We start from the raw sequence: 19,307 nt of genomic DNA, 5'->3' as shown, positions 1-19,307 counted from the left end.
ACGGTCAACGGCTAACTTGGTCTACCAGGGGCAGGTAGTCCCCGTAGCCCTCCTCCTCCATCCGGTCCCGCGGCACGAACCGCAGGGCGGCGGAGTTCATGCAGTAGCGCTGCCCGCCACGGTCAGCAGGGCCGTCGTCGAAGACGTGTCCCAGATGGATGCCGGTCTGTGCCGTCCGCACCTCAATCCGGGGCCGGCCCAGCAGCTTGTAGTCCTTGCGGTTGACCAGCAGGTCGGGATCGATGGGCTTGGTGAATGCCGGCCAGCCGCAGCCCGAGTCGTACTTGTCCGCCGAGGAGAAGAGCGGCTGTCCGCTGACCACGTCCACATAGATGCCCGGACGGAACTCCCCGTCGTAGGCGTTGGCGAAAGGCCTCTCGGTGGCCGAGTGCTGGGTGACCTCGTAGCTTTCAGGGTCCAGGGACCAGATGCGCTCGATATAGCGCTGGCGGGAGGCGGCGTTGGCGATGGCCTCCAGAGGGATGTGGCAGTATCCGCCGGGGTTCTTGAGCAGATAGTCCTGGTGGGACTCCTCCGCCGGGTAGAAGTTGATCAGGGCTTCCACCTGCACAGCGGGGTGACGGCCGGTCCTGCGCTCCAGCTCATCCAGGGCGCGGCGGAAGACGGGCTCCTCCTGCTCGCGATCCTCAGGATCCCAGTAGAGGCCGCTGCGATACTGCCTGCCCCGGTCGTTGCCCTGCCGATCCACCGAGAAGGGGTCGATCAGATCCAGCAGAAGCAGGGTCAAGGTCCGCAGACTGACGCTCTGGGGATCATAGGTCAGCCGAACGCTTTCCACGGCGTCTGTGACACCGCTGCAGACCTGCTCATAGCTGGGGTTGGGCACTGTGGACTGAGCGTATCCCACCTGGGTGTCGGTGATCCCGTCCACCTCCTGGAAGAACCGCTCAATGCCCCAGAAACATCCCCCTGCCAGGACGACCGTGGCCGGGTTGTTGGTCGAAATCTTGTTCTTGTCCATGATTCCTCCTCACATACCGGTGCCTATCGCTAGGTTCAACAGGAGCGGGAGAGCGCCTATTCCACGCCCGTCCCGTCTTGACAGCCTTCTCACATTGTCGACCAACCTATCCGCGCAGCGCGAGAGGAGATTATCATTGCTGACCATTCCCCAAACAAAGTCACCCAAACGAAGTCAGGAGGCGGTTCATGCAGCGAGTGCAGGAAGACGCTGACGAAGACGCGGAGTCCTCCGGGACCATCCTGGGCTCCCTGGCTGCGGCCTTCCCACGGACCCTGCCCATCATGGCCGGATTCCTGGTGCTGGGGGTCTCCTACGGTTTTCTGATGACCAGCCGTGGCTTCCCGGTGGTCTACCCGGTGGCCATGAGCGCCCTGATCTATGCCGGGTCCATGGAGTTCGTGACCGTGGACCTGCTCATGTCCACCTTCAACCCCTGGGGCGCGCTGATGCTGACCCTGATGGTCAATGCACGCCACCTCTTCTACGGCCTGGCCATGCTGCCGGTCTTTCGAGGGACCGGCCGGAAGAAGCCCTACCTGATCTTCGGCATGTGCGATGAGACCTTCGCCCTGGAGTCCGCCGATCCTCACCCGGCCGGGACCGACAAGGGCTGGTACCTCTTCTTCGTCACCCTGCTCGACCAGATCTACTGGGTGGGCGGCGCCACCCTGGGCGCCGTGCTGGGCAACCTGGCCAACTTCGACACCAGGGGGCTGGATTTCGTGCTGACCGCCATGTTCCTGGTCCTCTTTCTGGAGCAGTGGCGGCAGGCCGAGGCCCGTCTGCCTGCCATGATCGGTCTGCTGGCCTCCTTGGCCTGCCTGCTGGTCTTCGGACCTGACCGGTTCATCATCCCGTCCATGGTGGTCATCCTGGCCATCTTCATCCTCTTGGACTTCCACAGCCAAAGGGAGGCCTCATGACCGCCGCGCAGCAACTGATCACCATAGGCATTGTGGTCCTGGGAACCATGGCCACCAGATTCCTGCCCTTCATCATCTGGCCGGAGGGGCGTCGGCCGCCGGCCCTGGTGACCAGACTGGGGCAACTGCTGCCCGCCGCCGTCATGGGGCTGCTGGTGGTCTATTCATTGAGGCACACCAACCTGGCCGGAGGCGACCACGGGCTCTACGAGGCCCTGGCCCTGCTGGTCACGACCCTGGTCCACCTGCGCTGGCGGAACATGATGGTCAGCATCGCCTGCGGGACCCTGACCTACATGGCCCTGGTGCAGGGGTGGCTGAGCTTCCTGGTCGGTCTGGCCGGTCTGGGATGATGGAGGCGCCTCCAAGGGACGAGCGCAGAAAGAAGACTCTTATGCAGGATGACGGTCAGTCGGGCGAGGCTGTCCAGGCGCCGCTCTGCCGGATCTGGGGCGCAGGACAGTACTTTGGCGAAGAGACGGCACGCGGCGGTCAGGCCCTGGTCATCGCAGCGGACGGAGGGCTGGAGCCGGCCCTGGAGCACGGGGACGAGCCCGAGCTGGTCGTCGGCGACTTCGATTCCCTGCCCGCCGACAGCCGGAAGCTCCGTACAGACATCCCCCGTCGGGTCCTGCCTGCCGAAAAGGACGACACGGACCTGCTGGCCGCGGTCAAGGTGGGCTGGCGGCGGGGCTGCCGACGGTTCCTTATATATGGTGGCCTGGGCGGACGCATGGACCACACGCTGGCCAACCTGAACCTGATCCATCTGATCGCCGCCAGCGGGGGCCGGGCCGAACTCTGGGGTCAAGGGATGCTGGTCACGGCCCTTGGCCCTGGAAGCCTGGACTTCCCCGCCTGGGACTGCCCGCCCAGGTCCATGGTCTCCGTCCTGGCAGCCGACGACCAGGCTCTGGGCGTGGTCGAGCAGGGCCTCAAATACCAGACGGATGGCATGACCATGACCAACCAGGAGGTGATCGGCGTCAGCAACGAGTTCCTGCCCGGCAGACCGGCCCACATAGGCCTGAAACAGGGAGCGGTATTCGTCACCTACCCCACCTCGGCGCCTCAGCCGGTCTGGAGCACCAGCCTGGAGCCCAGGGCCGACCTGGGCTCCCTGGAGACCCGTCCCTCCCGCCGTCTGGCTTGAGCCTCGCTTTTGACTTCAAACCCCACTTGGAAAGGAAAAACTATGACAGCATCACCTACAGCCCAGCACCCGCTCTTCATCTGCTACAGCCGCTGCTCAACCTGCGCCAAGGCCCGCACCTGGCTGCGCGACCACAATGTGGACTTCACCGAGCGCGACATCAAGGAGGACCGCCCCACCCAGGAGGAACTGACCGCCTGGCTGGACATGAGCGGCCTGCCCGTCCGACGATTCTTCAATACCTCGGGCCAGGCCTATCGCAGCCAGGGCTTAAGCAAACGTCTGCCGCAGATGGACACGGAACAGGCTCTGCAGCTGCTGTCCACCGACGGCATGCTGGTCAAGCGTCCCATCCTGCTGGATGGCCGGCATGTCCTGGTAGGATTCCGTCAGCAGCAGTGGGAGAATTGGCTGGCCGATACGAACGAAAATCCTCACAATTCTTGATCGTTTCGTTATGCAAACAGACAACAAAACCTACCAATTTTTTTGTTCGTTTTTTCCTTGGCAGAACCCGCGTTATCGCTTGCTATAAGTACATAGGGTTCTATAAACTATGAGATGTTATCAGTAATCGGCCATATACGGTCCGGTATTTTTTGTGCTGTATACGGCCAATCTCCAAGGGAGAATTGAATGACAGTAAAGATTGGCATCAACGGATTCGGACGTATCGGTCGTCTGGCCTTCCGGCGCATCTTTGAGCTCCAGGCCCGTGGCGGCGACGCCTCCAACATCGAGGTTGCCGCCATCAACGATCTGACCACCCCGGCCATTCTGGCCTATCTGCTCAAGTACGACAGCACCCAGGGCACCTTCCGTCACGACGACGGCACCCCTGTCTCCGTCACCTCCACCGACACCGCCATCGTGGTGGACGGCAAGGAGTACCCGGTCTATGCCGAGAAGGACGCCAACAACATCCCCTGGGTCAAGAACGACGGCGTGGACTATGTGCTGGAGTGCACCGGCTTCTACACCTCGGCCGAGAAGTCCCAGGCCCACCTGAACGCCGGAGCCAAGAAGGTTCTGATCTCCGCCCCCGCCAAGGACGACACCACGCCCACCGTGGTCTACGGCGTCAACGAGGAGACCCTGAAGTCCTCCGACAAGATCATCTCCGCCGGATCCTGCACCACCGGCTCCCTGGCCGCCATGGTCAAGATGCTGGATGACAACTTCGGCATCCGCATCGGCTACATGACCACCATCCACGCCTACACCGGCTCCCAGATGCTGCTGGACGGCCCCAAGGGCAACAAGCCGCGCAACACCCGCGCCGCCGCCATCAACACCATCGAGCACTCCACCGGTGCCGCCAAGGCCATCGGCAAGGTTGTTCCCTCCGTTGACGGCAAGCTGCAGGGCCATGCACAGCGTGTGGCCGTTCCCTCCGGCTCCGTCACCGAGCTGACCTGCGTCCTGGACAAGAAGGTCACCGTCGACGAGATCAACGATGCCGCCAAGAAGTCCTTCGAGGGCAAGGACTACTACGGCTACAACGACGAGGGCATCGTCTCCTCCGATGTGATCGGCGACACACACGGCGGCGTCTTCGATCCCACCCAGACCGATGTCAACACCCACGGCGACGACCAGCTGGTCCGCACCGTTGCCTTCTACGACAACGAGTATGGCTTCACCAGCAACATGATCCGCACCCTGCTCTACTTCGCCAAGCTGGGCGACTGAGCATCCGGCCGGTTCTTCCGGCCATAACGATTTCGGGGTCCGTTCCCTACGGGGGGCGGGCCCCTTGTTTGTAATCAGCGCCTCCGGGTGAGCGCCCGCATGGCCAGGTCGCAGACCAGGCCGACGACCATGCCCGCCAGAAAGCCGAAGGCCATGACCGCCAGAGGGTTGTTTTCCAGCCATGAGGCGGCCAGATACCCCAGGGTCCACATGTAGATGGACCAGAGCAGGCCGGCCAGGGCAGCCAGGGGCAGGTAACGGTTCAGCGGGTACCGGGCCGCGCCTGCCGTCAGATTGACCACGGTCCGGCCCGAGGGCACGAAGCGCGAGGCCAGCGTGAAGAAGCCGCCTCCATGCAGCAGGGCCCGGTGGGCCCATGAGGTCACAGCCTTGCCTGCGGCGCCACGGAAGACGGCCAGACGATTCAGCGGGACCATCCTCCCCAGCCCATAGGTGCAGGCATCGCCGCCTGCGAAGGCCAGGGCGCATACCAGAAAGACCAGCACAGGCAGAGGTCGTCCCGAGGCCCGGAAGGCCGAAGCCGTGGCCAGGACCATGAGCTCCGTGGGTATGGGAATGATCAGCGCATCCAAAAAGGCGGCCAGGAAGAGCACGGCCAGCCCCCAGCCGCCCGTCACCGCATCGAGCAGCCAGGCATTGACAGCGGTCATGGACCACCCTTTCCGCGCGATGGTGCCAAAGACACCCCTCAGCCTCCCTAAACGGTCAGTACCTTAGCATGGAGTCATGAGCAAGAAGAAGCGGGCGGACTCGGATGCCGCGACCCCGGCCATGGCCCAGCTGGAGCGTCTGGGAGTTCCCTTCACCATCCACGAGTATCAACACAATGCCGACCACATGGACCAGGGATACGGCATCGAGGCCGCCAAAAAGCTGGGCCTGGACCCGCGCACGGTCTACAAGACCCTGATGGCCGACACAGGCAAGGAACGGGTCATCGGCATTGTGCCGGTGACCGGCCACCTGAACCTCAAACACCTGGCGGCTGCTGTGGGCGCCAAGAAGGCCCGCATGGCCGACAAGGCCCAGGCCGAGCGGGAGAGCGGATATGTCCTGGGCGGCATATCGCCTTTCGGACAGCGCACTGCACACATCACCGTACTGGACCAGGGCGCCCTGGAATTCGACACCATCATGGTCTCCGGCGGCAAGCGCGGGATCAGCCTGGGTCTGGACCCGCGGGATCTGATCCGTGTTCTCAAGGCCAAGACCGCCCCGCTGGCCACCGACTGAGGGAACTTAGCCCTGGAAGCTCAGCCCTGCGGCTGTGGAAGCTTCCTGGATGACCGTGCGGAGCGCAGGGCCGCAGGCAGTACGAAGTGCATGTGCTCGTCAACCGCCCGGGCCCGGGTCACCTGGGTGAACCCTCGGGAGGCCAGGGTCTCCAGCACCCCCTGAACCAGGTCTTCGGGAACCGAAGCACCCGAGGTGAGCCCTACCGAATCCACGCCCTGCAGCCAGACGGGATCCAGCTCGCCCGCATCGTCGACCCGGTGGGCCCTCTGCTCGCCCTGACCGGGAAAGCGCTCATCCAGGGCCTGACGGGCCACCTCGACCAGACGCACCGAATTGGAGGAGTTGGCCGACCCCACCACAATCATGCAGTCCGCCTGACCAGCCACCAGCTTGACCGCCTGTTGCCTGTTCTGGGTGGCATAGCAGATGTCTGAGCCTGGCGGCTCCTCTATCCAGGGGAAGCGTCGACGCAGGGCCGCAGCCAGGTCGGCGGTCTCATCCAGGCTCAGGGTGGTTTGGGTCAGCATGACCAAGGGCGTGTCGGGCCCAAAATCCAAGGCCTCGATATCGGCCACATGCTCGACCAGATGAACCCGGTCCGGGGCCTCCCCCATGACTCCCACAGCCTCGTCGTGCCCCCGATGGCCTATGTAAATAATCCGGTAGCCGTCGCGAACGAAGCGCTGGACCTCCCGGTGGACCTTGCTGACCAGGGGGCATGAGGCATCGACCACACGCATCCCCCGACGCTGGGCCTCCTTGACGACCGAGGGGGCGATTCCATGGGCCGAGAAGACCACAGGAACCCCGGCACGAACGGCCTGGTCGGGAATCTGATCCAGCTCGTCCACGAAGACAGCCCCCCGCTGGGCTAGATCCTCGACCACATGCCGGTTGTGGACTATTTGCCGGCGCACATAGACCGGCGGCAGCCCCTGGTGGGGGTTGTCCGCATCCAGGATGGTCTGCACGGTCTGGATGGCACGGTCCACTCCCGCGCAGAACCCGCGCGGATCAGCCAGGATGACCCGCCCATGCCCCTGCGGGGTCGGCTGTTCGCACACGGTGGTCCGAAATCCTGCCACTGCCGCTCCTTATCGATGTCAATCCGGACGGTCCCGGTGATTGCAAGACCATGGTAGAAAACCAGGGCAGCTCCCGGTAGTCCATGCGCCACTCTTTCACCAAGAAGCCAAGACCGCCAAGGCGCTAGGATGGTGGCGTACCAAGCATCAACGGCACTATGGAAGTGGGAGCATGCATACGAACGAGATGATGGGCGGGGCCGTGCCCCGGACCGGACAGCAGTACAGCATCCGTCATGGGGACTACGAGGCGGTAGTGACCGAGCTGGGAGCCATCCTGCGCGTCCTGAAATACCAGGGAAAGGACCTGCTGGCCTCATTCGACCCGGATGGAACCGTACCCTGCAGCAACGGGAACGTGCTGGTCCCCTTCCCCAACCGGATCGAGGACGGCACCTACGACTTCCAAGGCCACACCTACACCCTGCCCATCGATGAGCACGACCGGCGCACCGCCATCCACGGCTACGGCTACCGCGCCTACTGGCACCTGCAGGTTCTGGCCGAAGACTCCGTCAGCCTCTCCTGGCGGGTGCCCGACATGGCCGGATACCCCTTCGACGTGGTGGTCACCGTCACCTACACCCTGGACGACCAGGGGCTGACCATGACCACCCGGGCCCTGAACCTGGGCGACGAGGCCGCGCCCTGGGCCTTCGGCATCCACCCCTGGCTGTCCAACGGCAAGCAGGGCGTCGGTGACCAGATCCAGAAGGACAACGCCCCCTGCACCCTGTCCATCCCCTGCCGCACCCATGTGGTGGTCGATCCGGACAGGCTGCTGCCCACCGGCACCGAGCCCGTCCAGGGACGGACCGATCTGCGCCAGGGCCCTGTGCTGGGCGAGGATGCGTCCTTCGACGATGCCTGGACCGATGTGGAACCGGACGACGACGGCACCTGCTCGGCCTGGTTCACCAGGCCGGATGGCATCCGCATTCAGCTCTGGGGCGATGAGACCATCACCTCCTGGCAGGTCTGCACCGGAACCGGCTTCGACGCAGGCATGCGCCCGGCAGGCGTTGCCGTAGAGCCCATGACCGCCTATGCCAATGCCTTCCGGACAGGCCGGAACCTGGTCATTCTGCAGCCTGCCGCTGCATACACCACCCAGGTGGGTTACCGGGCACAACAGCTCTGAGCGGCCTGGCTGGTCGACAAAGGTCAGCCCGGTGTGCGATAATCGGCAAGGCTTATCGGATCATCAGTAGCAAAGGAGTCCAATCATGGGCATGCGCGGACGCAAGCGCAGGGATCGCCGCAAGAAGGCCGCCAACCACGGCAAGAGGCCGAACACCTGATCGTCTGCCCCGGCACCAACGGTGCCGGGGTTTTGCATATATGCATAAAAAAAAAACCATGGCTGCATTCGCATGACCATGATCTGTGCAATAGCCTGAAATAGCCGGACAGAAGCGATCCTCTGCCAAGAAACAGGCTGGATCCGCTTGACCTTATCTACTTGATCTACTTGTCCGTAGCGCGATCCGGGGTTCCCTGCTCCAGTTCATCCATCTGATCGAACATGTGCCTGAGCCGATCCAGCAGACAGTCCGGTGCGCATTCGGGACGCAGATACCGGCGCAGCTCCTCGATGACCATGCGCTCACGCTCGTCGCAGCAGGATTCCGGATCAAAGCAGTCGCTGGGATCAACGCAGGAAGCATCCCGGTAGATGCGCAGGCTGGTGTGGGACACCCTGACAGAGCCGCCGTCATCGTAGGCGTAGTGACTCATCTCCACGCGTCCGTCCATGCTCCTGCCCGCTTCCTAATACCCGATCTTCGGGGGCCCTCAATGCCCCTTGTTGCTGATCTCTTTTTTTATACTAGGCCTGGCAGCACCAGTGCCATGGTGTTCCGCTGAGGGCTTGCCTGCAGCCTCACGCTCCTGCTGGTAGCCGCGCTCCTGGGCATAGCGCTCCAGCTCCTGGCGCAACTGCGAGCGCGCACGGTTCAGCCGGCTCATGACCGTGCCGATCTTGATGCCCTCCTCGTCGGCCACCTGCTGATAGCTCTTGCCGTCGATGGCAGCATCGATGAAGACCCGTCGGCGTTCCGGGCTGAGCCGGTCCAGGGCTGCCATGATCTCCTCAGGGGCAAAGGTCTCCATGTACTCCTGCTCGGCGGATTTGAGCCCCTCGGACCCGTGCTCCGAGGCCGAATAGATGTCCCAGTCGTTGTACTCGCCCGTCGAGTCGTTGGCCCTTTGCGGACGCCGCTTGGCCTTGTGGTACTGGTTGAAGTAGGCATTGCGTTCGATGGTGGTCATCCAGGCCTCGAAGTTGCTGCCGGGCTGGAAGCGGTCGAAAGCCTTGAATCCACGCTCGAAAGTGTCCTGGACCAGATCCTGGGCATCCTCCGGGTTGTTGGTCAGGCGCATGGCCTGGCGGTAGAGCACATCCACCGCAGGCATGGCCAGGGCCTCGAATTGACGTTTTCTGCTTTCGAGTTCGCTGGTATCTGCCACAACCCCTATTGTGCCATCCCCCCTCGCCCGTGGCGGTTTCGACCCGGTCGCGGGCCGGTCGGTCCTCGGTTACCATAATGACGAAGGAGAAATCACGCTTATGGAAAACACCGAGTACACAAGCATGGAGCAGGCGCTCGCGTCCGCCCCGCAACAGGAGGGGTCGACTCGCCTTGGGGACTCCTGGCTTCTGGGGTTCGACACCGAAACCACGGGCACCAGACCGGGCAAGGACGGCATCGTTTCGGCCAGCCTGGTTCTGCGCGACCCGACCAAGGGCTACTCAGGGGACGTCGTAGCCACCTGGATAGTCAATCCGCACCGGCATATCAGCAAGGGGGCCAGCCGGGTCAACGGGTTCACCGATGAGCAGCTGGCCGACGAGGGCATGGAGCCTGAGCTGGCCACCGAGCAGATGGCCGGGTTCATTGCCCGCGCCCAGGACAAGCGCATCCCCCTGCTGGCCTACAACGCGCCCTTTGACGTACAGATGCTGGATGGGGACATCGCCCACTGGTGCGCGCAGTCGGTCAAGCCTCTGAGCGAGGGGGACCTGCTGGTAGTGGACCCCCTGGTCCTGGATAGGGAGATCTCCCACCGGTCGGGCCGCCGCACCCTGGGGCTGACCAGCGAGTACTACGGCGTCGTCCCCCATGGCAACTTCCACAATGCCACAGCGGATACGGTGGCTGCCGTCGACCTGATCAAGCCCATGACCACCCTCTTCCCCCAGGTGGCCCGAATCACCATGGACTCGCTTATGGACTGGCAGCGGCAGGCGCAGGCCAGGTGGCGGGAACAGTTCAACCAGCACCTGATCTCCCAGGGGCGCCGTCCAGTCACCGACTCCTGGCTCTGAAGCCCAGCTCCCAGGCCGATCCGCTTCCTGCTTTTTGCCCATTCAGTCAAGGGGTCGTCGAATCGTCCTGCCCTCGCCTGGAGGCGGTTTAGACTTGTATCTGGTCTCGATCGGGGTCACCAATCGGGACGGGAACGATTGAAGTGACGAACCTACAGACAAGGGGGAAGCCGGCATGGCGCTGACGATGGCTTCAACTCTGGAGCTGCTGCGCAAACATCATCAACTGCGCGAGGTGATCCAGGGCGACCAGTGGACCTTGAATACTCCAGAAGACACCCAGTCATCCAAGCCCTTCACCGACATCACCTACGACACCCGCCAGGCTGGACCCGGCAGTCTGCTCTTCTGCAAGGGCCGCTTCCTGCCTGAATATCTGGATGCCTGCAATCCCCAGGGACCGCAGGCCTATGTGGCCCAGCAGGATCTGTCCGCCCACACCAAGGCCCCGGGGATCATCGTCAACGACGTGCGCAAGTCCATGAGCCTGCTGGCCGCTGCTTTTTACGGGCATCCCCAGGAGCAGCTGACGCTGGTGGGAATCACCGGGACCAAGGGCAAGACCACCACCGCTTACTTCCTGCATGCCATGCTGTCCAGTATCTCCGGAGGTCGAGCGGCCCTGCTCTCCTCAGTGGACAACTGCCTGGACGGCCGGCACTACGAAGAGTCCCAGCTCACCACACCCGAATCGCTGGATCTCTTTCGGATGATGCGCCAGGCGGCAGACGCCGGCATGCGCTACCTGGTCATGGAGGTCTCCTCCCAGGCCTACAAGGTGGACCGTGTCTACGGGCTGACATTCGACCTGGGGGCATTCCTGAACATCTCCCCCGACCACATCAGCCCCATCGAACACCCCAGCTTCGAGGATTACTTCTACTGCAAGCGCCGCATAACCTACAACAGCCGGCAGCTGGTTCTGGGAGCCGATGCGCGCGGAGCCGACCTGATACGTCAGGATGCCCGCGCTGCCGGCATTCCGGTGACCACATTCGGCGATGGAACCCGACAGGCCGATTTCCTGGTTCGCAAGGCTCCCGGCCAGGGCGACGACTACCTGATAGGACCCGCCGGCGGAGCCATGAGGCCGGTCAGCCTGTCCATGGACGGGGATTTCAACGCCCTGAACGCGGCCGCTGCCCTGGCCATGCTGACCCGTCTGGGTCTGGAGCCCGATGCCGACGCACTCCGGGCCATGGGGAGCGTCAGGATCGCCGGCAGGATGGAACGCTTCAAGGCCGACAACCGAGTAGTCTACGTCGACTACGCCCACAACAAGGCCTCGGTCACCGCCCTACTGGATTTTGTGGACGAGCGCTACGGCGAGCGCAAACCCCTGATTACCCTGGTCTCCGGTTCCGCTGGCGGCAAGGCCATCGACCGCAGGGAGGGCATCGTCAGCGCCGCCCAGGACCGCGTCGACCGGCTGATCCTGACCGCCGACGACGAGGAGGGGGAGAGCGCGGACCAGGTGGACCGGCAGATGCTGGGCTTCGTGACCAACCCAAGCCTGGATGCCAGCATAGTTCCGAACAGGGTCCAGGCCATCCAGCAGGCCCTGGGGGATCCGGGCCAGCCAGGGGACCGTCTGCGCGTCACGCTGGTCATCGGCAAGGGTGAGGAACGCTGGTTCAAGACGGACGGCGGCCACGTGCCCTATGAGGGCGATGACCACGTGGTGGCGCGCCTGCTGGGCACCGAAAGCTACAACCTGGGAGCTACCGGCGCAGCCCGGGGATGACGATCCTGACAGGACCCTAAGATGGAAAGCCAAATGCCCCGCGGCAGGGCGGGGCGCACGAGCACATGGTAGGTGGTTTCATACAGATGCAAGAATTCCAACCGGTCATACTGGGCAGCGACATCAACGCCTACGGCATGGCGCGCGCCTTTCATGAGGCCTATGGACTGGTCTCCACCGCCTTCGCCCACCAGCAGCTCTCCCCCACCAAGTACAGCAGGATCATCGACGTGCACCTGGTGCCGGATTTCGCCAATCCCAAGGTCTTTGTGCCGGCCCTGAACGACTGGGCCGACGCCTATCACCGGGACCACCCAGGAGCCACCCTGCTCCTGCTGCCCTGCGGGGACACCTACGCCAACCTGCTGGACGAGTTCGGCGATCCACTGCGCGAACGGTTCGTCTTCAACGCCATCGACGCCAAGCTCAACCGCGCCCTCTCGCTCAAGTCCTCCTTCTACGAACTCTGCGACCGCTACGATCTGCCCCATCCGCAGACCGTCTCGGTGGATGCCGACGATGTGAAGGCGGGTCGTCACCGGAAGCTGCCCTTCGACTACCCGGTGGCCATGAAGCCCGCGGACAGCGACGAGTGGCTGGACATCGACTTCCCCGGGAGGAAGAAGGCCTTCATCTTCAGCAACCCTGAGGAGCTGGACACCATGATCCGCAGGTCCTACCAGGCCGGGTACACCTCGAAAATGGTCATCCAGGACTTCGTGCCCGGGGGCGATGACAACATGAGGGTGCTCAATGCCTATGTGGACCGCCACCACCGGGTGCGCATGATGTTTCTGGGACACCCGCTGCTGGAGGACCCCACTCCCGAGGCCGTGGGCAACTACGCAGCCATTATGCCCGACTACAACCAGGACATCTTCGACCGGATCAAGGCCTTCCTCGAGGACATCAACTACAGCGGTGTGGCCAACTTCGACATGAAGTACGATCCGCGCGACGGCGTCTACAAGCTCTTCGAGATCAATCTGCGCCAGGGACGCAGCAGCTACGTGGTCACTTTGAACGGCTTCAACCTGGCCCGCTGCTTCGTGGACGACCTGGTTCTGGACACCCCCTTCAACGGACGCACCGTCTTCGGCCGGGGGCATCGCCTCTGGATGGAGATCCCCAAGGACATCTTCCGCAAATACTGCGCCGAGTCCGAGGACAAGCGACAGGCCATGGCCATGATTCGCCGCGGAGACTGGGGCACCACTCTGGAGTACAGTAAGGACCGCAACTTCAAGCGCTGGCTGCTGATTCGGCACATGTTTTCCATCTATCGGCGTCGTTACCGGCGCTACTTCCGTGACAAGAGGACACTGGCATGAGGAACTTCTTCGTCGTCCTGGGCGGCATGGGCACACTGGCCACCGAAAGCTTCGTGCGGGTGCTGGACCGGATGACCGGGGCGCACAGGGACCAGGACTTTCTGGACTATGTGGTCTTCAACCACGCCACCGTGCCCGACCGCACCGAATTCATCCTGGGCCGCAGCAAGGATGACCCCTTCCCCTATCTGGCCGAGGATGTTCGCCAGGCCACAGCCATGGGCGCCTCCTTCATGGTCATGGCCTGCAACACCGCCCATCAGATTCTGCCCAGGCTCCAGGCCCTGACTCCGGTGCCCATCCTGGATATGCCCCAGGCCACCATCGACTGGGCTGACCGGCACTATCCGGCGAAATCCCATCCTCGCATGGGGTACATGGGCACCGAGGGGTCCCGTCATGCCGCCATCTACCAGGGCCCGGCCGACAGCGCCGGCTACCAGCTGGTGGACCCGGACCAGGCCCTGCAGGACCGGGTCAGTGCGCTGATCTACGACGATGTCAAGGAAGGGCGACTGGACCGGGACCGCTACCTGGGCGTTCTCGATGCCTTCCTGAAGGACTACCACTGCGACTCGGTCCTGCTGGGCTGCACCGAGCTCTCAGTGCTCAACGAGGCCTACCCCATGCCGCAGCTGCCCATCGTGGACTCCCAGGCCGTTCTGGCAGAGGTCACCCTTGATCGGGCTCGGGCTCTTCGCGGCCGGAACGATTCGGATCCTTCAGCCGCTGGGAGATGACGGCCGTCACTCCGTCCCCCCGCATGGTGACCCCGTAGAGGGCGTCGGCGATGCCCATGGTCCGCTGCTGGTGGGTGATGATGATCAGCTGGGCATGCTCCCGCAGCTGTTCGAAGGCCTTGAGCAGCCTGGTCAGGTTCACATCGTCCAGAGCGGCCTCGACCTCGTCCATGACATAGAAGGGGCTGGGCCGGGCCGTGAAGATGGCCAGGAGCAGGGCCAGGGCCGTCAGCGACCGCTCCCCGCCCGAGAGCAGGGAGAGCCGGCGGACCTTCTTGCCGGCCGGGCTGGCCTCGACCAGAACGCCTGTGGTCAGCAGGTCATCCGGATCCTCCAGCCGCAGCCGCCCGCGCCCGCCGGGGAAGAGGGTGGCGAAGATGCGTTCGAAGGCCTGGGCGGTGTCGTCGAAGGCCTCCTTGAAGACCGTGACCATGGTCGAATCAAGATCCTTGACCAGGGCCATCAGATCGTCCCGGGACCCGATCACATCCTGACGCTGCTCGTGCAGGTAGCGGTTGCGGGACTCCAGGGCCTCGTATTCCTCGGTGGCCAGTGGGTTGACCTTGCCCAGGGCAGCCAGGTCCCGCTTGGCCTTGGCCAGCCGCTTCTCCTGCTCCCCGCGCTGGTAGGGCACTGTTTTGAAGGCTGATGAATCCCCGTCTTCCTCCGTCGCTTCCTGGTCCAAAGGCACAGGATTGCCCTCGTCATCCAGGACGGGCACCGGACAGTCGGGGCCGTATTCGCGGATCAGCTCCCCCGGCTCCATGCCCAAGTCATCCTGGATGCGCTGGCGCAGACGGCCGTCCTCGCCGGCCAGACGCTCCCGCTCCAGATCCAGGCCGTGCTCATCCTGGCGCAGACCGGCCACCTTGGGTTCCAAGGCATCCCTGCTGGCCCGCAGATCGGTCAGCTCCTTGTCATGGGCCGAGGCCTTGGCCCTGAGCTGATCCCTGCGGCGGGCCGCATGCTCCAACCGTTTCTTGATCAGCTGGGCCAGCAGGTCGGCCCTAAGCGCGATCAGCCCCAGGGAAGCCATGCCAGCCTTGCGGCGACGGTTCTCCTGGCTGATCCGCTGACGACGGCGTTCGGCCTGGTCGGCCTGATCCCGCAGCAAATCGATCTGACGCAGCAGAGAGGCGTGCCGCCGGTCGCTCTCCGTCCAGGTCAGCTTGGCCTCCATCTCGGCGGTGCGGGCCTGGTCCAGGGCCGTCTCCAATTCATGCTGCCGGTCTTCCATGCCCTCCGGGTCATCAGGATCAGTCCCCCCGTCCTCCTGGGCACGGGCCAGGCCGGCTTTCAGGTCTTCCAGTTTGAGTTCGTGGGTGCGCACCTGGTCGCGCACCTGGGCCAGCCGGTCCTCCAGATCCTTGACCCCGGCCTGGGCTCGATCAGATTCCTTGCGGGCTGCTGCCAGCTCCCGAGCCGCCTGCTCGGCCTTGACCCGGGCCTCGGTGCACCGGTTGCGCGCCTCCTGCAGCTGCTGCTCGGCCCGCTCAAGGGCGGCACGGGCCGCATCCATCTGCGGTTGCAGCGTTCGGGATTCATCCTGGAGGGCCTCCACCTGCGCCAGGGCCTTATCCCTGCGTGCAGTCAACGCCAGGTCGCTGGTGGCCGGGGCTGATCCGCCCACAGCACCTACCCGGTCGTAGAGGTCGCCCAGGCGGGTCAACGCCTGCTGCCATCCGTCCTCCAAGGCACGGCGGGCCTGATCAGCGTCATCGACGGCGGCTGTAGAGGCCAGCAGACTGCGAACAGCCGCCAGCACACCCTGAGCCTGGTCAGGATCGGCAGGATGCTCGCGCAGGGCCACCAGGTCGGCGGCCGACCGCCAGGGGCCATCGCCGGAGCTTATGGCTGTCCCCTTGAGCGGGCCTGATGCCGAGATCAGCGCGGCGCGTCCCAGGCGATCCCGGCGGGCCCGCTCCAGGGTCCGGTCGACCGTCTGGCCATCCTTGGCCACCAGGGCCGAGGCATAGTCGTGCAGGGCCTGGGCCAGGGGCTCCTCCCAACCCTCCTCCACTCGGACGAAGTCGGTCAGTACACCCAGCAGGGCCGGATCCCCCGCCTGGGACAAGGCCTCGCCGGCGCCGCGATGGTCCAGCGTGTCCGCCAGGGCATCGGCCTTGGCCTGGGCCGATATGGCATCGGACTGGATTCGACGTTCGCGCTCCTGGAGGTCGTTGAGCCTGCTGCGGGCCTGGTCCCTGACCTGACCTGCCTGGTCCAGGGCCTGTCTGCCGTCCTGGTCAGAACCTTCCTCCTGGCTGTCCAGGTCCCGCACCCGGTTTCTGGCCCGCTCCAGGCCTTCTCTGAGCTGATCCTGCTGGCGGGACAGGTCACGCTCGCGCTGCCTGGAAAGTTCCAGGGCCGATTCCTCCTTGGCCACCAGCTGGGCCAGATCGCCCAGCCGAGCCTGCCGCTTTCTGGCCGCCTGCCGCAGCTCGGTCATGGTCTGCCGGTGAGCGGCCAACCGCCGCTCCAGATCCGCACGGGCTTGGACACAACCATCGAGGGCGATCCGGTCGGCTCCGACCTGGCCCTCCTCCTGGTCGACCTGGCCCTTGAGCTCGTCGGCCCTCCGCCTGAGCACCCCGGGATCCTGCCCCTGGTCGGCCACCATGCCGGCCTCCAGCGAACGGCTGCGCTCTCTGGCCAAGGATGCCAGGGACCCGGCCCGCTCACCCAGCTTGGTCAGGTCGTTCCACTGCTGGTTGACGGCCTCCAGGGCCGGATTGGACTGTCGGTCCAGCCCCTCCAGCTGCTCGATGCGCAGCTTGACCCTGGTCAGATCCTCCTGCCCGCGAGCCAGCTGCCCCCGAGTCTCTGCCATCTGCGAGCGCAGGTTCTCTAGCTTCCTCTGCGAGGTCAGGGCGTCGTCGGCATGGATGCGTGCCTGGGCGTCCCGCAGGCTGACCTGAATCATGTCGGCCCGGCGGGAGACCTTGGCCTGGCGGCCCAGAGGCCCCAGCTGCCGATGAATCTCGCCGATCAGGTCATCCAGGCGGGACAGGTTGGCCTCGGTGTTGGCCAGCTTGTGCAGGGCCCGCTCCTTGCGCTTGCGGTGCTTGAGGATGCCGGCCGCCTCCTCGATGAAGGCCCGATGGCCGGCCGGATCAGCCCGCAGGATGGCATCCAGCCGCCCCTGGCCGACGATCACATGCATCTGCTGGCCCAGCCCGGTGTCGCTGAGCAGCTCCTGGATGTCCAGCAGACGGCAGTCGGATCCGTTGATGGCATACTCTGACCCGCCGTTGCGGTAGATGGTCCGGCTGATGGTGACCTCGGTGTAGTCGATGTCCAAGGTCCGGTCGGTGTTGTCGATGGTCAGGGTGACCTGAGCCCGGCCCAGTGGCGGTCTCGAGGAGGTGCCGGCGAAGATCACGTCCTCCATGGATCCGCCGCGCAGGCTCTTGGCCCCCTGCTCGCCCATGACCCAGGCCAGGGCGTCGACGATGTTGGATTTGCCTGATCCGTTGGGGCCCACCACAGCGGTGATGCCCGGCTCGAAGCGCAGGGTGGTGGCCGAGGCGAAGGACTTGAAGCCCTTGAGGGTCAGCTCCTTGAGATACATCAGGCGCGCTCCGCCTTAGGTTTGGCCAGATCGGGATTGGGACGCTCGGCCAGCAGGGTGCGGGCGTCGCCGGCGGTGACGAAGCTGCCGCAGATCAGCACGCCGCGGCCATAGCCCACCCCGGTCTGATCCTCGCTGTCGACCATGTCGACAGCCGTCTGGATGGCATCGGGCATCCGGTCGCGCCGGACCACCCTGTCGGGCCCGAAGACCCGCACGGCGACCCGTTCCAGATCCTCGGCCGGCATGACCCGGCCCTTCCAGGAGTTTTCGGTGACCACGACGCTGTCCAGCACGGGCTCCAGCAGGCCCAGATAGTCCTCCACCTGCTTGTCGGCCATCATGGAAATCACACCCACCAGCTGCTTGAAGTCGTAGTTCTCCTCGATGGCCGAGCGCAGGGACTGGGCCGCGTTCAGGTTGTGCCCGCCGTCGATGATGATGGTGGGCGAGGTGCGCACCTGCTCGATCCGTCCGGGGATGCGCACCTGGCTCAAGGCCTCGGCCACCAGATCCTGGTCCAGTGCCCCGTTGACGGGGATGACCGTCTCAGCCGCTGCCAGGGCCGCCAGGGCGTTGTGGGCCTGGTGCTCCCCGAACTTATCGATGGGCACATCCTTGTAGAGCCCCTGCGGCGTGCGCAACGTAGCCACCTGGCCGCCCACTGCGGGCATGCGGGAGACCACCTCCAGCTCGTTGCCATCCCTTAAAAGGGTGGGGGCGCCCTGCTCACGCACGGCCTGCTCGATGATGGGCATGACGGCCTCCTCATGAGGCTGGGCCCCGACGATGACCGTGGACTTGGGCTTGATGATCCCGGCCTTCTCCCCTGCTATCTGCTCGACCGTATCCCCCAGCCACTGCATGTGGTCCATGTCCACCGGACCGATGATGGCAGCATCGCCATCGAGGACGTTGGTGGCATCCCAACGGCCGCCCATCCCCACCTCGACGATGGCCACGTCCACCGGGGCGTCGGCGAAGGCCCAGACGGCCATGGCGGTCAGGACCTCGAAGAAGCTCATGGGGGCCCTGCCCTGCTGGGCGAAGCGGTCGTCCACCATGGCGATGAAATCCTCGATCTGCTGGTAGAGATCCACAAAGTCCTCGTCTGAGAGCTCCTGGCCGTCGATGGCGATCCGCTCATTGATCCGCTCCAGGTGGGGCGAGGTGTAGAGCCCGGTGCGCAGACCGTAAGCCCGCACCAGAGCCTCGGCCATCCGCGCCGTGGACCCCTTCCCATTAGTCCCGGTGACGTGGATAACCCGGAAGCTGTGCTCCGGATGGCCCAGCAGGTCCAGCATCATCCCCATCCTGTCCAGGTCCAGGTTGGGGCTGTCATGCTCGACGGGACGCGCCATGATGGCCCGCTCGACATCGCGAATATTCTGACCCTTGCTGTTGGGGTGTTCGAATGACATATTCTGCCTGCGCCTCCTGCTGGCTGTGGATGCTTCCCGCCCATTCTATGCGCGACCGACCCCGATTGAGGGCCGGA

19 protein-coding genes are annotated in these 19,307 nt (G+C 64.5%); 12 read left to right on the top strand and 7 right to left on the bottom strand.

Features of this window, described 5'->3' with window-relative positions:
* Positions 1–4 precede the first annotated feature (4 nt).
* Positions 5–982, bottom strand: a complete 978-nt coding sequence (gene msrB, locus RAM15_RS02640) for a peptide-methionine (R)-S-oxide reductase MsrB (RefSeq protein WP_306221950.1) — start codon at positions 980–982, stop codon at positions 5–7.
* A gap of 188 nt (positions 983–1,170) precedes the next feature.
* Between msrB and RAM15_RS02635 the strand changes: the two genes are divergently transcribed.
* The 5 genes from RAM15_RS02635 (at position 1,171) to gap (ending at position 4,753) form a co-directional block, all read left to right on the top strand.
* On the top strand, positions 1,171–1,908 hold the full coding sequence (locus RAM15_RS02635) for an AzlC family ABC transporter permease (protein ID WP_306221949.1): 738 nt from the start codon (positions 1,171–1,173) through the stop codon (positions 1,906–1,908).
* A complete protein-coding gene (locus tag RAM15_RS02630) occupies positions 1,905–2,261 on the top strand; it encodes a branched-chain amino acid transporter permease (RefSeq protein WP_306221948.1) in 357 nt (118 codons plus the stop codon). The genes RAM15_RS02635 and RAM15_RS02630 overlap by 4 nt, the downstream gene beginning before the upstream one ends.
* Before the next feature lie 41 nt (positions 2,262–2,302).
* Positions 2,303–3,061: a thiamine diphosphokinase gene (locus RAM15_RS02625; protein ID WP_306221946.1), complete on the top strand. Its 759-nt coding sequence runs from the start codon at positions 2,303–2,305 to the stop codon at positions 3,059–3,061.
* 42 nt (positions 3,062–3,103) lie between these two features.
* Positions 3,104–3,508, top strand: coding sequence for an arsenate reductase family protein (locus RAM15_RS02620; protein WP_306221945.1), 405 nt, complete (start codon positions 3,104–3,106; stop codon positions 3,506–3,508).
* Positions 3,509–3,697: 189 nt separating this feature from the next.
* A complete protein-coding gene (gene gap / locus RAM15_RS02615; protein WP_306221944.1) occupies positions 3,698–4,753 on the top strand; it encodes a type I glyceraldehyde-3-phosphate dehydrogenase in 1,056 nt (351 codons plus the stop codon).
* 74 nt (positions 4,754–4,827) lie between these two features.
* Here the strand turns inward: gap and RAM15_RS02610 are convergent, their stop codons facing one another.
* Entirely contained in the window at positions 4,828–5,424 is a 597-nt protein-coding gene (locus tag RAM15_RS02610; protein WP_306221943.1) for a DedA family protein, read from the bottom strand.
* Positions 5,425–5,500: 76 nt separating this feature from the next.
* Between RAM15_RS02610 and ybaK the strand changes: the two genes are divergently transcribed.
* Positions 5,501–6,007, top strand: coding sequence for a Cys-tRNA(Pro) deacylase (gene ybaK / locus RAM15_RS02605; protein ID WP_121914508.1), 507 nt, complete (start codon positions 5,501–5,503; stop codon positions 6,005–6,007).
* 20 nt (positions 6,008–6,027) lie between these two features.
* Here ybaK and RAM15_RS02600 read toward each other — a convergent pair whose 3' ends face one another.
* Positions 6,028–7,095 (bottom strand): 4-hydroxy-3-methylbut-2-enyl diphosphate reductase, encoded by a 1,068-nt coding sequence (locus tag RAM15_RS02600; RefSeq protein WP_306221941.1) that lies wholly within the window; start codon positions 7,093–7,095, stop codon positions 6,028–6,030.
* A 172-nt stretch (positions 7,096–7,267) separates the two neighbouring features.
* On the opposite strand from RAM15_RS02600, the gene RAM15_RS02595 reads away from it, so the two are divergent.
* Positions 7,268–8,236: an aldose 1-epimerase family protein gene (locus tag RAM15_RS02595; RefSeq protein ID WP_306221940.1), complete on the top strand. Its 969-nt coding sequence runs from the start codon at positions 7,268–7,270 to the stop codon at positions 8,234–8,236.
* 85 nt (positions 8,237–8,321) lie between these two features.
* Positions 8,322–8,396: a 50S ribosomal protein bL37 gene (locus RAM15_RS08510; RefSeq protein WP_099327425.1), complete on the top strand. Its 75-nt coding sequence runs from the start codon at positions 8,322–8,324 to the stop codon at positions 8,394–8,396.
* 166 nt (positions 8,397–8,562) lie between these two features.
* Here the strand turns inward: RAM15_RS08510 and RAM15_RS02590 are convergent, their stop codons facing one another.
* On the bottom strand, positions 8,563–8,850 hold the full coding sequence (locus tag RAM15_RS02590; RefSeq protein ID WP_231575758.1) for a hypothetical protein: 288 nt from the start codon (positions 8,848–8,850) through the stop codon (positions 8,563–8,565).
* A 39-nt stretch (positions 8,851–8,889) separates the two neighbouring features.
* Entirely contained in the window at positions 8,890–9,510 is a 621-nt protein-coding gene (locus RAM15_RS02585; protein WP_306222231.1) for a sigma-70 family RNA polymerase sigma factor, read from the bottom strand.
* A 154-nt stretch (positions 9,511–9,664) separates the two neighbouring features.
* Here RAM15_RS02585 and RAM15_RS02580 point away from each other — a divergent pair, with 154 nt between their 5' ends.
* The 4 genes from RAM15_RS02580 (at position 9,665) to RAM15_RS02565 (ending at position 14,238) form a co-directional block, all read left to right on the top strand.
* Positions 9,665–10,423, top strand: coding sequence for an exonuclease domain-containing protein (locus RAM15_RS02580; RefSeq protein ID WP_306221939.1), 759 nt, complete (start codon positions 9,665–9,667; stop codon positions 10,421–10,423).
* Positions 10,424–10,598: 175 nt separating this feature from the next.
* On the top strand, positions 10,599–12,167 hold the full coding sequence (locus RAM15_RS02575; protein WP_306221938.1) for a Mur ligase family protein: 1,569 nt from the start codon (positions 10,599–10,601) through the stop codon (positions 12,165–12,167).
* 86 nt (positions 12,168–12,253) lie between these two features.
* Positions 12,254–13,498: a carboxylate--amine ligase gene (locus RAM15_RS02570; protein ID WP_306221937.1), complete on the top strand. Its 1,245-nt coding sequence runs from the start codon at positions 12,254–12,256 to the stop codon at positions 13,496–13,498.
* Positions 13,495–14,238 carry an aspartate/glutamate racemase family protein gene (locus RAM15_RS02565; RefSeq protein WP_306221935.1) on the top strand — a complete coding sequence of 248 codons (744 nt, stop codon included), beginning with the start codon at positions 13,495–13,497 and terminating at the stop codon, positions 14,236–14,238. Before RAM15_RS02570 ends, RAM15_RS02565 begins: the two co-directional genes overlap by 4 nt.
* On the opposite strand, the gene smc is transcribed toward RAM15_RS02565, so the two are convergent.
* Both smc and RAM15_RS02555 read right to left on the bottom strand, forming a co-directional pair.
* Positions 14,171–17,809 (bottom strand): chromosome segregation protein SMC, encoded by a 3,639-nt coding sequence (gene smc, locus RAM15_RS02560; protein WP_306221934.1) that lies wholly within the window; start codon positions 17,807–17,809, stop codon positions 14,171–14,173. The two genes, RAM15_RS02565 and smc, sit on opposite strands and share 68 nt — an antisense overlap.
* Positions 17,809–19,230, bottom strand: a complete 1,422-nt coding sequence (locus RAM15_RS02555) for a bifunctional folylpolyglutamate synthase/dihydrofolate synthase (protein WP_306221933.1) — start codon at positions 19,228–19,230, stop codon at positions 17,809–17,811. Before RAM15_RS02555 ends, smc begins: the two co-directional genes overlap by 1 nt.
* Positions 19,231–19,307 lie beyond the last annotated feature (77 nt).

This window comes from Bifidobacterium asteroides (genome assembly GCF_030758775.1).
Lineage (GTDB): Bacteria > Actinomycetota > Actinomycetes > Actinomycetales > Bifidobacteriaceae > Bombiscardovia > Bombiscardovia kimbladii.
This window is presented reverse-complemented; position numbering and strand designations above follow the sequence as displayed.

Coding starts and splice junctions, on each gene's coding strand:
- RAM15_RS02585 (WP_306222231.1), bottom strand. CDS start 9,510: ATGCCTGCGGTGGATGTGCTCTACCGCCAGGCCATGCGCCTGACCAAC.
- RAM15_RS02565 (WP_306221935.1), top strand. CDS start 13,495: ATGAGGAACTTCTTCGTCGTCCTGGGCGGCATGGGCACACTGGCCACC.
- msrB (WP_306221950.1), bottom strand. CDS start 982: ATGGACAAGAACAAGATTTCGACCAACAACCCGGCCACGGTCGTCCTG.
- RAM15_RS02635 (WP_306221949.1), top strand. CDS start 1,171: ATGCAGCGAGTGCAGGAAGACGCTGACGAAGACGCGGAGTCCTCCGGG.
- smc (WP_306221934.1), bottom strand. CDS start 17,809: ATGTATCTCAAGGAGCTGACCCTCAAGGGCTTCAAGTCCTTCGCCTCG.
- RAM15_RS02575 (WP_306221938.1), top strand. CDS start 10,599: ATGGCGCTGACGATGGCTTCAACTCTGGAGCTGCTGCGCAAACATCAT.
- gap (WP_306221944.1), top strand. CDS start 3,698: ATGACAGTAAAGATTGGCATCAACGGATTCGGACGTATCGGTCGTCTG.
- RAM15_RS02590 (WP_231575758.1), bottom strand. CDS start 8,850: ATGGACGGACGCGTGGAGATGAGTCACTACGCCTACGATGACGGCGGC.
- ybaK (WP_121914508.1), top strand. CDS start 5,501: ATGAGCAAGAAGAAGCGGGCGGACTCGGATGCCGCGACCCCGGCCATG.
- RAM15_RS02630 (WP_306221948.1), top strand. CDS start 1,905: ATGACCGCCGCGCAGCAACTGATCACCATAGGCATTGTGGTCCTGGGA.
- RAM15_RS02580 (WP_306221939.1), top strand. CDS start 9,665: ATGGAAAACACCGAGTACACAAGCATGGAGCAGGCGCTCGCGTCCGCC.
- RAM15_RS02620 (WP_306221945.1), top strand. CDS start 3,104: ATGACAGCATCACCTACAGCCCAGCACCCGCTCTTCATCTGCTACAGC.
- RAM15_RS02610 (WP_306221943.1), bottom strand. CDS start 5,424: ATGACCGCTGTCAATGCCTGGCTGCTCGATGCGGTGACGGGCGGCTGG.
- RAM15_RS02570 (WP_306221937.1), top strand. CDS start 12,254: ATGCAAGAATTCCAACCGGTCATACTGGGCAGCGACATCAACGCCTAC.
- RAM15_RS02555 (WP_306221933.1), bottom strand. CDS start 19,230: ATGTCATTCGAACACCCCAACAGCAAGGGTCAGAATATTCGCGATGTC.
- RAM15_RS02625 (WP_306221946.1), top strand. CDS start 2,303: ATGCAGGATGACGGTCAGTCGGGCGAGGCTGTCCAGGCGCCGCTCTGC.
- RAM15_RS02595 (WP_306221940.1), top strand. CDS start 7,268: ATGCATACGAACGAGATGATGGGCGGGGCCGTGCCCCGGACCGGACAG.